We start from the raw sequence: 12,571 nt of genomic DNA, 5'->3' as shown, positions 1-12,571 counted from the left end.
CAGCAGACGGTGCTGAGCATGAAAGTATCGGCGGGGGATAGCGTCAGACAGGTCATCGAGCAATCCGGTATGCTGCAGCAATATCCCGAGATTAATCTGGATAACAATATGGTCGGCGTGTTCGGGCGGCAGGTTAAACTGGATCAAGGTTTGCACGATGGCGACAGAATTGAAATCTATCGTCCTCTATTGGCCGATCCCAAGGAAATCAGGCGGCGTCGTGCCGAGCAAGCCAAGGAAGAAGGGAGGGCGGACAAGGTGACCGGTGGCCGGCCTGATCCGAAGAGAGCCAAAAAATAACAGGCCATGCGGTTCACACCGCAGGGCCTGCGGGTCTGTCAAAGGCCCTGTTCGAAGGCAGCGGGAGTCTGATAGTCTCCGGCGATCGAGATCAGTGCATCATTGGTAAAGTCCAGGATCAGCTGCTTTTGTTCCACTTCACCACGGCCCGGTTTCAGGTAATAAAGATATACCCAGCGGTCATGGTTGAAGCCATCCAGGCTCATGGGATTACCCAGCAGAAAACGGACCTGTTCCTGGCTCATACCCTGGCGCAGTTGGGCAACCTGCTTGGCTTCAATGTAGTTTCCCTGGGGAATGTCGACCTTGTAAACCAGGCCGCAACCGGCCAGAGGAAGAGAGAATAACAAGGGTAAAATCAAGGTTTTGAGTTGCATGGCTGCATTATATCCTGTGTGACTTGTTGGGCATGATAGCCGCTGACGATGGGCTTGTAAAAGCCGGCACCCTCTCAAGTTTCCGATGACAGAGGTCTGACCCGCCAACAGGCCATAGGTTCAGTGTTGCCGGCGATGGTCATTCGGTAGCCACTGTCCTATCATCTTCGTTTTTAACGCTTTCTTCGGGAGTAAGACAATGGCAAAGCACGTTTTTCACTTAGGGATAACCGATGAGGATCTGCAAGGCGCAACGCTTGCCATTATTCCGGGGGATCCGGAGCGGGTAGGGCGTATTGCCAGCCAGCTGGAAAATGCCCGGCATCTGGCCAGCAAGCGGGAATTCACGTCATGGCTCGGAGAGCTGGACGGCAAGCCGGTGGTGGTTTGCTCTACCGGTATCGGTGGGCCTTCCACTTCCATTGCGGTGGAAGAACTGGCCCAGCTGGGGGTAAGGACCTTCCTGCGTATCGGGACCACCGGCGCGATTCAGAGTCATATCAATGTCGGCGACATGATAGTGACCCAGGCCTCGGTCCGTCTGGATGGTGCCAGCAGCCATTTTGCCCCCATGGAGTTTCCGGCGGTCGCCGATTTTGATTGTACCTGTGCACTGGTTGATTCGGCTCGGGATCTGGGTATTGCACCCCATGTCGGGATCACCGCCTCGTCGGATACCTTCTACCCCGGCCAGGAGCGTTACGATACCTATTCTGCCCGTATGTTGCGCAAATTTCAGGGCAGCATGAAAGAATGGCAGGGCATGGGGGTGCTGAATTACGAAATGGAATCGGCCACCCTCTTTACCATGTGTTCCAGCCAGGGGCTGAAGGCGGCGTGCGTTGCCGGGGTGATCGTCAACCGTACCCAACAGGAGATTCCCGACGAGGTCACCCTGCAAGCGGCCGAGCAACAGGCTATTGATATCGTTATCGGGGCGGCTCGCCGCCTGGTATGACGAAAGACAATGTTAAGTCGCAAGCGATAAGCTGACAGTAAAGAAACACTTTTTGCAGGCTCGAATATATTCGAGCCTGCAATTTCACACCTCACACCTCACACCTCACGCCTCACACCTCACACCTCACACCTCACACCTCACACCTCACACCTCACACCTCACACCTCACGCTTCCGGCGTTCAACTAACCAGCAGCTCACGGGCGTTGGCCAGGGTGTTGGCGGTGATTTTGTTGCCGCCCAGCAGACGGGCCAGTTCCTGCAGCCGGCTGTGCTCATCCAGTTCCTGCATGCGGGTCTGGGTGTCGTTGTCGGCGCTGTCTTTGCTGACAAAATAATGCTGATGGCCATTGCCGGCCACCTGGGGCAGGTGGGTGATCACCAGCACCTGGGTAGAGTCGCCGAGCTGGCGCAGCAGTTTGCCGACCACAGCCGCGGTCGGGCCGCTGACCCCCACATCCACCTCGTCGAAGATAAGCGTCGGCGTTTCGACCTTCTGGGCGGTGATCACCTGAATGGCCAGGCTGATACGCGACAGTTCGCCCCCCGAGGCCACCTTGGCCAATGGGCTCATGGGCTGGCCCGGGTTGGTGCTGACCAGAAATTCGACCCGGTCGATACCCAGCGGGGAATAACCCGCCCCGTTATCAGCGGTCACGGTAATTTCAAAGCGACCGTGCTCCATGCTCAGTTGATGCAGGCTCAAGGTGATCTGCTGATTCAAGGACTGGGCATAGCGCTGACGGCTCTGGCTGAGCCGTTCGGCCGCCTGCAGAAACAGGTCCTTGGCTTGTTCGACTTCGTCATCCAGCTCCTGCAGGCGGCTGTCGCTATGGTCCATCGCGGCCAGCCGGGTTTTGATCTCCCGATGAAAGTCATGCAGTGCAACCGGCTGTACGTGGTGCTTGCGGGACAGTTCCATTACCTTGCCGAGTCGCGATTCCACTTCATGCAGCCGTTCCGGATCCAGCTCCAGCCTGTCCAGATACCGGCTCAGTTCACCGTGACCTTCTTCCAGCTGGATCAGGCTGCTTTCTATCATTTCCTGCACCGGGCCGAGCCGGTTATCCATCTGGTTGAGTTCAATCAATACCTTCAGCCCCTGGCGTAGTAACTGCAAGGCGTTGGTCTCTTCGCCGTCGGCCAGCACATTAAGGGCCAGCTGACAGTCGTTGAGCAGCTCGGCCCCGTTGGCCAGACGCTTGTGCTCGGCTTCCAGGGTCGGGAATTCATCCTCGGCCAGGGCCAGCTCGTCCAGCTCGGCCACCTGGTATTCCAGCAGTTGGCGCTGGGCCTGCCACTGGGCCTGCTCGCTTTGCAACTGCTTGCGTTCGTTGCTGAGCTGGCGCCATTGCTGATATTGCTTGCCGACTTGCTGCATCAGCTGATGATGGCCGGCATAGGCATCGAGCAGGCCGCGCTGGTAGTCGGATTTTTGCAATGCCTGGTGGGCGTGCTGGCCATGAATATTGATAAGCAAGGCACCGAGGGCCTTGAGTTGAGACAGGGGAACCGGGGTGCCGTTGATATAGCCGCGAGAGCGTCCTTCGCGGCTCAGGGTACGGCGTAGAATACATTCGCCCTGCTCATCCAGCTCCTGCTCGCGCAGCCAGGCCTTGACCCGGGGAAGCTTGTCGATGCGAAAGCGGGCGCTGATGTCGGCCTTGTCGGCACCGGGACGTACCGAGTCGGCATCGGCCCGGTCGCCCAGTGCCAGGGCGAGGGCATCGATGGCGATGGATTTACCGGCGCCGGTTTCGCCGGTAATGCTGGTCATGCCCGGACGCAAGTCCAGCTCCAGAAAGGAAACAATGGCAAAATTGCTGATGGTGAGCTGAAGCAACATGGTGATTCCCCGCAACAAAAAAGATGCTGTATGGGAATACAGTATACTGTTGTTTTATACAGTTCAAGAGGCGGGAGCAGGTGAGGCGTAAAGAGTGAGTAGTGAGGTGAGTCCGGTTTTACTCCTCACCCCTCACCCTTCACCCCTCATCCCTAACGGAGTTAAAACAGCTTGCTGCCCCAGCCGAGTTTGCTGCGCAGCACTTCAAAGTAATTATGGCCACGGGGATGGAGCAGCTTCAGCTTGTAGGGACTCTTGTTGATGTGGATCTCGTCACCGGGCTGCACCGCCAGCGAGACATGGCCATCACAGCTGATCAGCATCTGCTCGGTCTTGTTGTTGGGCGACAACACCAGTTTAACCTGAGAGTCGGCATCGATGACGATGGGGCGGCAGCTCAGGGTATGAGGAAACATGGGCACCAGGGTAATGGCGTTGAGATTTGGGGTCACTATGGGGCCGCCGGCAGACAGCGAATAGGCGGTGGAGCCGGTGGGCGTCGCGACTATCATGCCATCGGCGCGCTGACTGTACATGAAGTGGCCGTTGATATAGACCTCGAATTCGATCATGTGGGCAATCTTGCCCGGGTGCAGTACCGCTTCGTTCATGGCGGTATTGCTGGCCTTGAGCTGGCCATGACGGTGCACCTGGGTTTCCAGCAGAAAGCGCTGCTCGGCCTGGTAGTCGCCGGCCAGCAGGCGTTCGAGTGGCTGTTCAAAACTGTCCGGTGACAAGTCGGTCAAAAAGCCGAGGTTACCGCGGTTCACGCCGACCACGGCCACATCAAAGCGGGCCAGCACCCGGGCGGCCCCCAGCATGTTGCCATCGCCACCCACCACAATGGCCAGATCGGCCCGTTCACCCAGTTCGACCATTTCCAGCAATTCGGCCTGGTCCAGGCGCAGTTGTTCGCCCACCCTGCGTTCAATCACCACCCTGAGACCCAGGCTGACAATATGATTATACAGTGCCACCAGCGTCTGGTTGGCGCCTTCGTGATCGGGCTTGCCGATCAGGGCTATGGTATTGAATTCGGTTTCCATTGATATATCGACCTGACTGAGTAGGCAATGCGGTCATTTATTCCCTGACCGATTAATGGCCCCATTCTAAATAACCCGGTGGCGGTGTGCCACCGACGTGACCGCTATCGTCAAAATATTCTCTTGAATTCTGATCCAGAGCCCCCATATAGGCTGCAAGCTGGTAAACATATACGGGAGACAACATGAGCAAAAAACAACATCAGGATCAGGTTGACACGGAACAGGCCGCCGAGCAGGAACCGCTGACGGTAGAGACCGAAGCAGGCGCCGGCCCCGAGCCGACCCAACCGGATGCCGCTTATGTCGCCGGGCTGGAGCAACAGCTGGCCGAGGCCACTGCCAGCGCCCAGGCCGAGAAAGACAACGCCTTGCGTGCCCTGGCCGAAATGGAAAACCTGCGCCGCCGTGCGGCACAGGATGTAGAAAAAGCACAGAAGTTCGCGCTGGAAAAATTTGCCGGCGAACTGCTGCCGGTGATCGATAGCCTGGAACGCGCGCTGGAGCATACCGATAAGGAAGACAACGCCTTTGCGTCGGTGATGGAAGGCGTGGAGCTGACCCTGAAATCCTTGCTGAGCACGGTTGAAAAGTTTGGCGTGCTGCCCATCGATCCCCAGGGGGAAGCCTTCGATCCGAACAAGCATCAGGCCATGAGCATGGTGGAAAGTGCCGAGGTAGCGCCCAATTCGGTGCTGGCCGTCATGATGAAAGGCTATGAGTTGAACGGTCGGGTGCTGCGCCCCGCCATGGTCATGGTGGCCAAGGGGCCGGCCATCGATACTCAGGCTTAATGCGAACCGAATATGGGCTTTGGCCTAAAAAAAATGTGATGTGTGTCTTGAAAGCCGCGAGTGGAAACCACATATAGGCTCTAAAGCAAAACACCAAACGCTTACGATTGAATTCAAGATATTGAGAGAGGAAGTTATGGGTAGAATCATCGGTATTGATCTGGGTACCACCAACTCTTGTGTTGCTATTCTGGACGGGGATACCCCTCGGGTAATAGAAAACGCCGAAGGTACTCGTACTACTCCCTCCATCATCGCCTATACCGATGACGGTGAGACCCTGGTCGGTCAGCCGGCCAAGCGTCAGGCGGTGACCAATCCGCACAACACCCTGTTTGCCATCAAGCGTCTGATCGGCCGTCGCTTCGAAGATGAAGAAGTACAGCGTGACATCAAGATCATGCCGTTCAAAATCATCAATTCCGATAACGGTGATGCCTGGGTTCAAGCCAAAGACAAGAAAATGGCGCCGCCGCAGATTTCTGCCGAAGTGCTGAAAAAGATGAAGAAAACCGCCGAAGACTATCTGGGTGAAGCGGTGACCGAAGCGGTGATTACCGTTCCCGCCTACTTCAACGATGCCCAGCGCCAGGCCACCAAAGATGCCGGTCGTATCGCCGGCCTGGACGTCAAGCGCATCATCAACGAGCCGACGGCTGCTGCGTTTGCCTATGGGGTGAACAAGGCACAGGGTGACCGCAAGGTTGCGGTATACGATCTGGGTGGTGGTACCTTCGATATCTCCATCATCGAAATCGATGACATGGATGGCGAAAAGACCTTCGAGGTACTGGCGACCAACGGTGATACCCACCTGGGTGGTGAAGACTTCGATAACCGCCTGATCACCTACCTGGTGGAAGAGTTCAAGCGCGAGCAGAACTTCGACCTGCGTAACGACATGCTGGCGCTGCAGCGTCTGAAAGAAGCGGCCGAAAAAGCCAAGTGCGAGCTGTCTTCCGCCCAGCAGACCGAGGTGAACCTGCCTTATATCACCGCCGATGCGACCGGTCCCAAGCACCTGAACATCAAGCTGACCCGCGCCAAGCTGGAGTCGCTGGTAGAAGACATGGTCAAGAAGTCACTGGATCCGGTACGCACCGCACTGAAAGATGCCGGTCTGTCCGTATCCGATATCGACGATGTGATCCTGGTGGGCGGTCAGACCCGTATGCCGCTGGTGCAGAAGGCCGTCAGTGACTTCTTCGGTCAGGAGCCGCGCAAAGACGTGAACCCGGATGAAGCCGTGGCCGTGGGTGCCGCCATTCAGGGTGCCGTACTGTCCGGCGACAAGAAAGACGTACTGCTGCTGGACGTGACCCCGCTGTCACTGGGTATCGAAACCATGGGCGGCGTGATGACGGCGCTGATCGAGAAGAACACCACGATTCCGACCAAGAAGTCTCAGGTGTTCTCCACCGCCGACGACAATCAAGCTGCCGTGACCATTCACGTGCTGCAGGGTGAACGCAAGCGCTCCGGTGACAACAAGTCGCTGGGTCAGTTCAACCTGGAAGGTATTCGTCCGGCACCGCGCGGCCTGCCGCAGATCGAAGTGACCTTCGATATCGATGCCGACGGCATCCTGCACGTGTCTGCGAAAGACAAGGACACCGGCAAAGAGCAGAAGATCACCATTCAGGCTTCTTCCGGTCTGAGCGAGGAAGAGATCGAAGCCATGGTGCGTGCCGCCGAAGCCAATGCCGCCGACGACAAGAAGTTCGAGGAGCTGGTACAGGCCCGTAACCAGGCCGATGGCCTGGTGCACGCCACCCGCAAACAGCTGGAAGAAGCCGGTGATGCCCTGGCCGCCGACGACAAGAGCGCCATCGAGTCTGCCCTGAGCGCACTGGAAACGGCTGTTCGCGGTGAAGACAAGGCCGAGATCGAAGCCAAGCAGCAGGCGCTGATGGAAGCGTCCCAGAAGCTGATGGAAGTGGCTCAGGCCAAGGCTCAGGCCGATGCGTCCGAGGCGGGTGCCCAGCCGCAGGGTACTTCCGGCAAGGCCGATGACGATGTGGTCGATGCCGAGTTCGAAGAAGTCAAAGACGACAAAAAGTAAGCTAACCCCAGCGTATTAACGCTGCCAGTGGCGGGCGTTGGGACTCCAACGCCCGCCTTTGTGTGAACAGGACTCAGGTAAGCAATCAGCCTATGTCGAAACGAGATTATTATGAAGTGCTCGGGGTTTCCAAGGGAGCCGACGAGCGCGAGATAAAGAAAGCCTACAAGCGGATGGCGATGAAATATCATCCCGACCGTAACAAGACCGATGCCGACGCCGGCGACAAGTTCAAGGAAGCCACCGAGGCTTACGAAGTGCTGACCGACGCCCAGAAGCGGGCCGCCTATGATCAGTTTGGTCACGATGGCGTGAACGGCCAGCAGGGCGGTCACGGCTTTGGTGGCGGCGGTGCCGACTTCGGTGATATTTTTGGCGATGTCTTCGGTGATATCTTCGGTGGCGGTCAGCGTCGTCAGCAGCGTGCCGCCCGTGGTTCGGACTTGCGCTACAACATGGAGCTGACCCTGGAAGAAGCCGTGCGGGGCGTGACCAAAGAGATCAAGGTGCCAACCCTGGTCGGTTGTGACGCCTGCGACGGCAGCGGTGCCAAAGCCGGCACCCAGGCCAAGACCTGTCAGACCTGTCATGGTCATGGTCAGGTACAGATGCGTCAGGGGTTCTTCACCGTGCAGCAGCCTTGTCCCACCTGCCGGGGTCAGGGCAAGATCATCACGGATCCCTGCCACAAGTGTCACGGTGAAGGCCGTTACCAGAAAACCAAGACGCTGTCGGTCAAGATCCCGGCGGGTGTCGACACCGGTGATCGCATTCGCCTGTCTGGTGAAGGCGAAGCCGGTGAATCCGGCGCGCCGGCGGGTGACCTGTATGTACAGATGCATGTGCGCGACCATGAAATATTTGTGCGCGACGGCAATAATCTCTTTTGCGAGGTGCCGATCGGCTTTACCGCCGCCGCCCTGGGCGGAGAGGTGGAAGTGCCGACGCTGGATGGTCGGGTCAAGCTCAAGATCCCGGCAGAAACCCAGACCGGTCGTCTGTTCCGCCTGAAGGGCAAGGGCGTGCGTTCGGCCCGTAGCGGTCAGATGGGCGACCTGGTGTGCAAGGTGTATATCGAGACGCCGGTCAGCCTGACCGAAGAGCAGAAAGAGCTGTTGCGTCAGCTGGAAGACTCCTGTGGCGGTCTGGCGGCCAAGAAACACAGACCCAAGACGGAAGGCTTTTTCGAAGGGGTGAAACGCTTCTTCGATGATTTGACCCGTTAAGCCGGCTGTATTAGTCTGGCAGCCTGAAATGGCTGAAACGGTATTGTTTATGATACGAGCCCTGTGCCGGTTTCCGGCAGGGCTCTTGTTGTTTTATTGTCTGAAAGGAACCGGGTTTCTACTATGAAGCAAACACCGATGACCGTCCGCGGTGCGCAGAAACTGCGTGAAGAACTGGATCACCTGAAGTCGGTTCTGCGCCCGCAAATCATTGCAGCCATCGCCGATGCCCGAGAACACGGCGATCTGAAGGAAAATGCGGAGTATCACGCCGCGCGTGAACAGCAGGGTTTCTGCGAGGGTCGTATCCAGGAGATTGAGGCCAAGCTGTCCAATGCTCAAATCATCGATATCACCAAGCTGCCGAATACCGGCAAGGTGATTTTCGGTGCCACCGTAGACCTGTTCAAGGTGGATGACGAAAAGGAAATCACCTATCGCATCGTGGGTGATGACGAGTCGGACATCAAGGCCAACATGATTTCGGTCAACTCGCCCATTGCCCGTGCGCTGATCGGCAAGGAAGTGGACGATGTGGCTGTGGTTAAAACACCGGCCGGCGAAGTCGAGTACGAAGTGATCAAGGTCCAGTACCTGTAATACACGGCGTAACGATAACGACGCCCGGCCATCAGGGCCCAAAACAAAGGCAGGAGCCATGCTCCTGCCTTTTGCTTATCTGTTATGCTATTGGCAGACAGCGCGTTTATTTCCGCCGCCAGTGGCCGGCCACAGGACGGGCTGGACGGCAAAATAGGCTAAACGGCAGGATTGGCTGAACGACTGGCGCCGAGCATTGGGCAGGAGCCAGGTCTGTCCCGACGACCGAACAGGAAAAACAGAGGGAAATATCGGGGCAGGGAAGCAATAAAGGCAAAAGGGCGGGGCGGCGTGCCCGACCCTTACAGACGGCTCAGGCTCTGGGCAGGCTGATTTTTTTCTCTTCGCCGGCACGATACAGCGTCAGGATATGGCCGATGCTTTGTACCTTTACCGCGGCAGTTTCACGGACGATGGCGTCCATGATCAGCGTTTTGACTTCCCTGTCTTCGGCGGCAACCTTGACCTTGATCAGTTCGTGGAAATTCAGGGCCAGATCGATCTCGGCCAGTACGCCTTCAGTCAGGCCATGCTGGCCAAGCAATACCACCGGCTTCAGGCTGTGGGCCATGCCTTTGAGGTATTGTCTTTGCTTATTAGTCAGGGTCATTGCAAAATGCTTCAGTTAATAGGTTGAAAGGGGGCTATTGTACCCCCATCTAAGCTTCAATGGTAATAGCAGAGCGATAATTTAATGACGAAGAAGAAACGCTCGGCCAGCTCGACGCGCTGGCTCAAAGAGCATTTTGACGATAAGTATGTACAACAGGCGCAAAAAAAAGGCCTGCGCTCGCGTGCCGTATTTAAACTGGAAGAACTGCAGGGGCGCGATCGTCTGCTCAAACACGGTATGACGGTGGTGGATCTGGGGGCGGCCCCCGGAGGCTGGAGCCAGTACTCGGTTGAACAGGTCGGTTTGAAGGGCAAGGTCATTGCCTGTGACCTGCTGGCCATGGACCCCATTGCCGGGGTCGACTTCCTGCAAGGAGACTTTCGTGACGAGGCGGTGCTGAATGCGCTGCTGGAACGAGTAGGGGAAGACAAGGTCGATGTCCTGCTGTCGGACATGGCGCCCAACATGAGTGGTACCCCCGAGGTCGACCAGCCCAGATCCATGTATCTGGTGGAGCTTGCCCTGGATATGTGCCGTCAGGTGCTGGCACCCAAAGGGAGTTTTGTTGTAAAAGTGTTTCAGGGGGCCGGCTTCGATGAATTTCTGCTGGAAGTTCGCCGGTCTTTCAGTTCGGTAAGGGTAAGAAAACCCGATTCGTCGCGGCCCCGCTCGCGAGAAGTCTACATTGTGGCTACGGGTTTTAAACTGTAGTACTCTGTCAAAGTCATAAACTGTCAGCCGGTGAGGTTAGTAATTTGAGTGACATGGCGAAAAATTTGATCCTGTGGTTGGTCATAGCCGTGGTGTTAATGTCGGTATTCCAGAGCTTTAGCCCGAGTGAGCCGAGTGGACGCCAGACGGACTATACCACTTTTGTACAGGAAGTAGCCCAAGGGCAAATTCGTGAAGTGCGCATGGATGGCAATACCATCAATGGCGTAAAGCGCAGTGGTGATCGTTTCACGACTATCCTGCCTGCGCAGGATCCTCAGCTGTTGAATGATCTGCTGAACAACAACGTGCGGGTCGTGGGGGAAAAGCCGGAAGAACCAAGCCTGCTGACGTCCATCTTTATTTCCTGGTTCCCCATGCTGTTGTTGATCGGCGTCTGGGTGTTCTTCATGCGTCAGATGCAGGGCGGCGGCGGTGGCAAGGGGGCCATGAGCTTCGGCAAGAGCAAGGCCCGGCTGATGAGTGAAGATCAGATCAAAACGACCTTCGCCGATGTGGCCGGTTGTGATGAAGCCAAGGAAGACGTGAAAGAGCTGGTGGATTATCTGCGTGATCCCAGCCGTTTCCAGAAGCTGGGCGGGCGTATTCCCACCGGTATTCTGCTGGTGGGCCCGCCCGGTACCGGTAAAACCCTGCTGGCCAAGGCCATTGCCGGTGAAGCCAAGGTGCCTTTCTTTACCATCTCCGGCTCCGACTTCGTGGAAATGTTTGTCGGTGTGGGGGCATCACGGGTTCGTGACATGTTCGAGCAGGCGAAGAAGTCTGCCCCCTGTATCATCTTTATCGATGAAATCGACGCCGTCGGTCGCCAGCGTGGTGCCGGCCTGGGTGGCGGTCACGACGAACGCGAACAGACCCTGAACCAGATGCTGGTTGAGATGGATGGCTTTGAAGGTAACGAAGGCGTTATCGTCATCGCCGCCACCAACAGACCCGACGTACTGGATCCGGCACTGCTGCGCCCCGGTCGTTTCGACCGCCAGGTGGTGGTGGGTCTGCCCGATGTGCGTGGTCGCGAACAAATCCTCAAGGTGCACATGCGTCGTGTACCGCTGGGTGACGATGTCAACGCCAGCGTCATTGCCCGTGGTACTCCCGGTTTCAGTGGTGCGGATCTGGCCAACCTGGTGAACGAGGCGGCCCTGTTTGCGGCTCGTTCTGCCCGTCGACTGGTATCGATGGAAGAATTTGAAAAAGCCAAAGACAAGATCATGATGGGCGCCGAGCGCCGTTCCATGGTGATGTCCGAGTCCGAGAAGGCGATGACCGCCTATCACGAAGCGGGTCACGCCATCGTCGGTCGCATGGTTCCCGAGCATGATCCCGTGTACAAGGTATCGATTATTCCTCGTGGTCGCGCCCTGGGTGTGACCATGTATCTGCCCGAGCAGGATCGCTTCAGTTACAGCAAGCAGCATCTGGAGTCGATGATTTCCAGTCTGTATGGCGGCCGTCTGGCAGAAGAAATCATCTATGGTTTCGACAAGGTCACGACCGGTGCTTCCAACGACATCGAACGGGCGACAGAAATTGCCCACAAGATGGTGACCCAGTGGGGTCTGTCGGAAAAACTGGGTCCCTTGCTGTATGCGGATGAAGAAGGCGAAGTCTTCCTCGGCCGTACCGCGGCCAAGGTAAAGCACATGTCCGATGAAACCGCCAACGCCATCGATGCCGAGGTGAAAGACGTCATTCATCGCAACTTCGAGCGCGCCAAGCAGATACTGATGGATAACATCGATATCCTGCATGCCATGAAAGATGCGTTGATGAAGTACGAAACCATCGATGCCAAGCAAATCGACGATTTGATGGCGCGTCGCGATGTGCGGGCACCGGCAGACTGGAAAGAAGAGTTTGACGACAAGCCCAAGGGGCCGACCGCCAGCACCGGTGAGAAGGATGCAGAGCAAGCCGATGAGCCCAAGTCTGCGGCACCGGATCTGAATAAGCCCGGTGATGCCACCAGCAACTGATAATTTATGATAAATTAAGCCCCGGACATCGCTGTCCGG

The 12,571-nt window shown here is 57.0% G+C and carries 12 protein-coding genes; 8 read left to right on the top strand and 4 right to left on the bottom strand.

Annotation, left to right across the window (positions count from 1 at the left end; translation table 11 throughout):
- Positions 1-18 precede the first annotated feature (18 nt).
- Entirely contained in the window at positions 19-300 is a 282-nt protein-coding gene (locus tag HNR62_RS01030; RefSeq protein WP_420827133.1) for an RnfH family protein, read from the top strand.
- 38 nt (positions 301-338) lie between these two features.
- Here the strand turns inward: HNR62_RS01030 and HNR62_RS01025 are convergent, their stop codons facing one another.
- Positions 339-677, bottom strand: coding sequence for an outer membrane protein assembly factor BamE (locus tag HNR62_RS01025; RefSeq protein ID WP_204794230.1), 339 nt, complete (start codon positions 675-677; stop codon positions 339-341).
- A 199-nt stretch (positions 678-876) separates the two neighbouring features.
- Here HNR62_RS01025 and udp point away from each other — a divergent pair, with 199 nt between their 5' ends.
- Positions 877-1,635 carry a uridine phosphorylase gene (gene udp / locus HNR62_RS01020; RefSeq protein ID WP_204794229.1) on the top strand — a complete coding sequence of 253 codons (759 nt, stop codon included), beginning with the start codon at positions 877-879 and terminating at the stop codon, positions 1,633-1,635.
- Between the two features lie 183 nt (positions 1,636-1,818).
- Here udp and recN read toward each other — a convergent pair whose 3' ends face one another.
- Both recN and nadK read right to left on the bottom strand, forming a co-directional pair.
- Positions 1,819-3,483, bottom strand: a complete 1,665-nt coding sequence (recN, locus tag HNR62_RS01015) for a DNA repair protein RecN (protein ID WP_204794228.1) — start codon at positions 3,481-3,483, stop codon at positions 1,819-1,821.
- A gap of 161 nt (positions 3,484-3,644) precedes the next feature.
- Positions 3,645-4,529, bottom strand: a complete 885-nt coding sequence (gene nadK / locus HNR62_RS01010; protein WP_204794227.1) for an NAD(+) kinase — start codon at positions 4,527-4,529, stop codon at positions 3,645-3,647.
- 185 nt (positions 4,530-4,714) lie between these two features.
- Between nadK and grpE the strand changes: the two genes are divergently transcribed.
- The 4 genes from grpE to greA all read left to right on the top strand — a co-directional run bounded on the left by grpE (position 4,715) and on the right by greA (position 9,211).
- Positions 4,715-5,323, top strand: a complete 609-nt coding sequence (grpE, locus tag HNR62_RS01005; RefSeq protein WP_204794226.1) for a nucleotide exchange factor GrpE — start codon at positions 4,715-4,717, stop codon at positions 5,321-5,323.
- Between the two features lie 136 nt (positions 5,324-5,459).
- Complete coding sequence (gene dnaK, locus HNR62_RS01000; protein WP_204794225.1) at positions 5,460-7,385, top strand: molecular chaperone DnaK; 1,926 nt, start codon at positions 5,460-5,462, stop codon at positions 7,383-7,385.
- A 92-nt stretch (positions 7,386-7,477) separates the two neighbouring features.
- Positions 7,478-8,611 carry a molecular chaperone DnaJ gene (gene dnaJ, locus HNR62_RS00995; protein WP_204794224.1) on the top strand — a complete coding sequence of 378 codons (1,134 nt, stop codon included), beginning with the start codon at positions 7,478-7,480 and terminating at the stop codon, positions 8,609-8,611.
- 123 nt (positions 8,612-8,734) lie between these two features.
- Complete coding sequence (greA, locus tag HNR62_RS00990) at positions 8,735-9,211, top strand: transcription elongation factor GreA (RefSeq protein ID WP_204794223.1); 477 nt, start codon at positions 8,735-8,737, stop codon at positions 9,209-9,211.
- A 313-nt stretch (positions 9,212-9,524) separates the two neighbouring features.
- Here greA and yhbY read toward each other — a convergent pair whose 3' ends face one another.
- A complete protein-coding gene (gene yhbY, locus HNR62_RS00985) occupies positions 9,525-9,821 on the bottom strand; it encodes a ribosome assembly RNA-binding protein YhbY (RefSeq protein WP_204794222.1) in 297 nt (98 codons plus the stop codon).
- Between the two features lie 84 nt (positions 9,822-9,905).
- On the opposite strand from yhbY, the gene rlmE reads away from it, so the two are divergent.
- Together rlmE and ftsH are read left to right on the top strand one after the other, a co-directional pair.
- Entirely contained in the window at positions 9,906-10,535 is a 630-nt protein-coding gene (gene rlmE / locus HNR62_RS00980) for a 23S rRNA (uridine(2552)-2'-O)-methyltransferase RlmE (RefSeq protein ID WP_204794221.1), read from the top strand.
- A gap of 44 nt (positions 10,536-10,579) precedes the next feature.
- A complete protein-coding gene (ftsH, locus tag HNR62_RS00975) occupies positions 10,580-12,532 on the top strand; it encodes an ATP-dependent zinc metalloprotease FtsH (protein ID WP_204794220.1) in 1,953 nt (650 codons plus the stop codon).
- Positions 12,533-12,571: the final 39 nt, after the last annotated feature.

This window comes from Oceanisphaera litoralis, from assembly GCF_016907015.1.
Lineage (GTDB): Bacteria > Pseudomonadota > Gammaproteobacteria > Enterobacterales > Aeromonadaceae > Oceanimonas > Oceanimonas litoralis.
The sequence above is the reverse complement of the archived record's forward strand: the minus strand, read 5'-3'. Positions and strand labels throughout refer to the sequence as shown.

Coding starts and splice junctions, on each gene's coding strand:
- HNR62_RS01025 (WP_204794230.1), bottom strand. CDS start 677: ATGCAACTCAAAACCTTGATTTTACCCTTGTTATTCTCTCTTCCTCTG.
- recN (WP_204794228.1), bottom strand. CDS start 3,483: ATGTTGCTTCAGCTCACCATCAGCAATTTTGCCATTGTTTCCTTTCTG.
- yhbY (WP_204794222.1), bottom strand. CDS start 9,821: ATGACCCTGACTAATAAGCAAAGACAATACCTCAAAGGCATGGCCCAC.
- greA (WP_204794223.1), top strand. CDS start 8,735: ATGAAGCAAACACCGATGACCGTCCGCGGTGCGCAGAAACTGCGTGAA.
- dnaJ (WP_204794224.1), top strand. CDS start 7,478: ATGTCGAAACGAGATTATTATGAAGTGCTCGGGGTTTCCAAGGGAGCC.
- nadK (WP_204794227.1), bottom strand. CDS start 4,529: ATGGAAACCGAATTCAATACCATAGCCCTGATCGGCAAGCCCGATCAC.
- HNR62_RS01030 (WP_420827133.1), top strand. CDS start 19: ATGAAAGTATCGGCGGGGGATAGCGTCAGACAGGTCATCGAGCAATCC.
- grpE (WP_204794226.1), top strand. CDS start 4,715: ATGAGCAAAAAACAACATCAGGATCAGGTTGACACGGAACAGGCCGCC.
- rlmE (WP_204794221.1), top strand. CDS start 9,906: ATGACGAAGAAGAAACGCTCGGCCAGCTCGACGCGCTGGCTCAAAGAG.
- dnaK (WP_204794225.1), top strand. CDS start 5,460: ATGGGTAGAATCATCGGTATTGATCTGGGTACCACCAACTCTTGTGTT.
- udp (WP_204794229.1), top strand. CDS start 877: ATGGCAAAGCACGTTTTTCACTTAGGGATAACCGATGAGGATCTGCAA.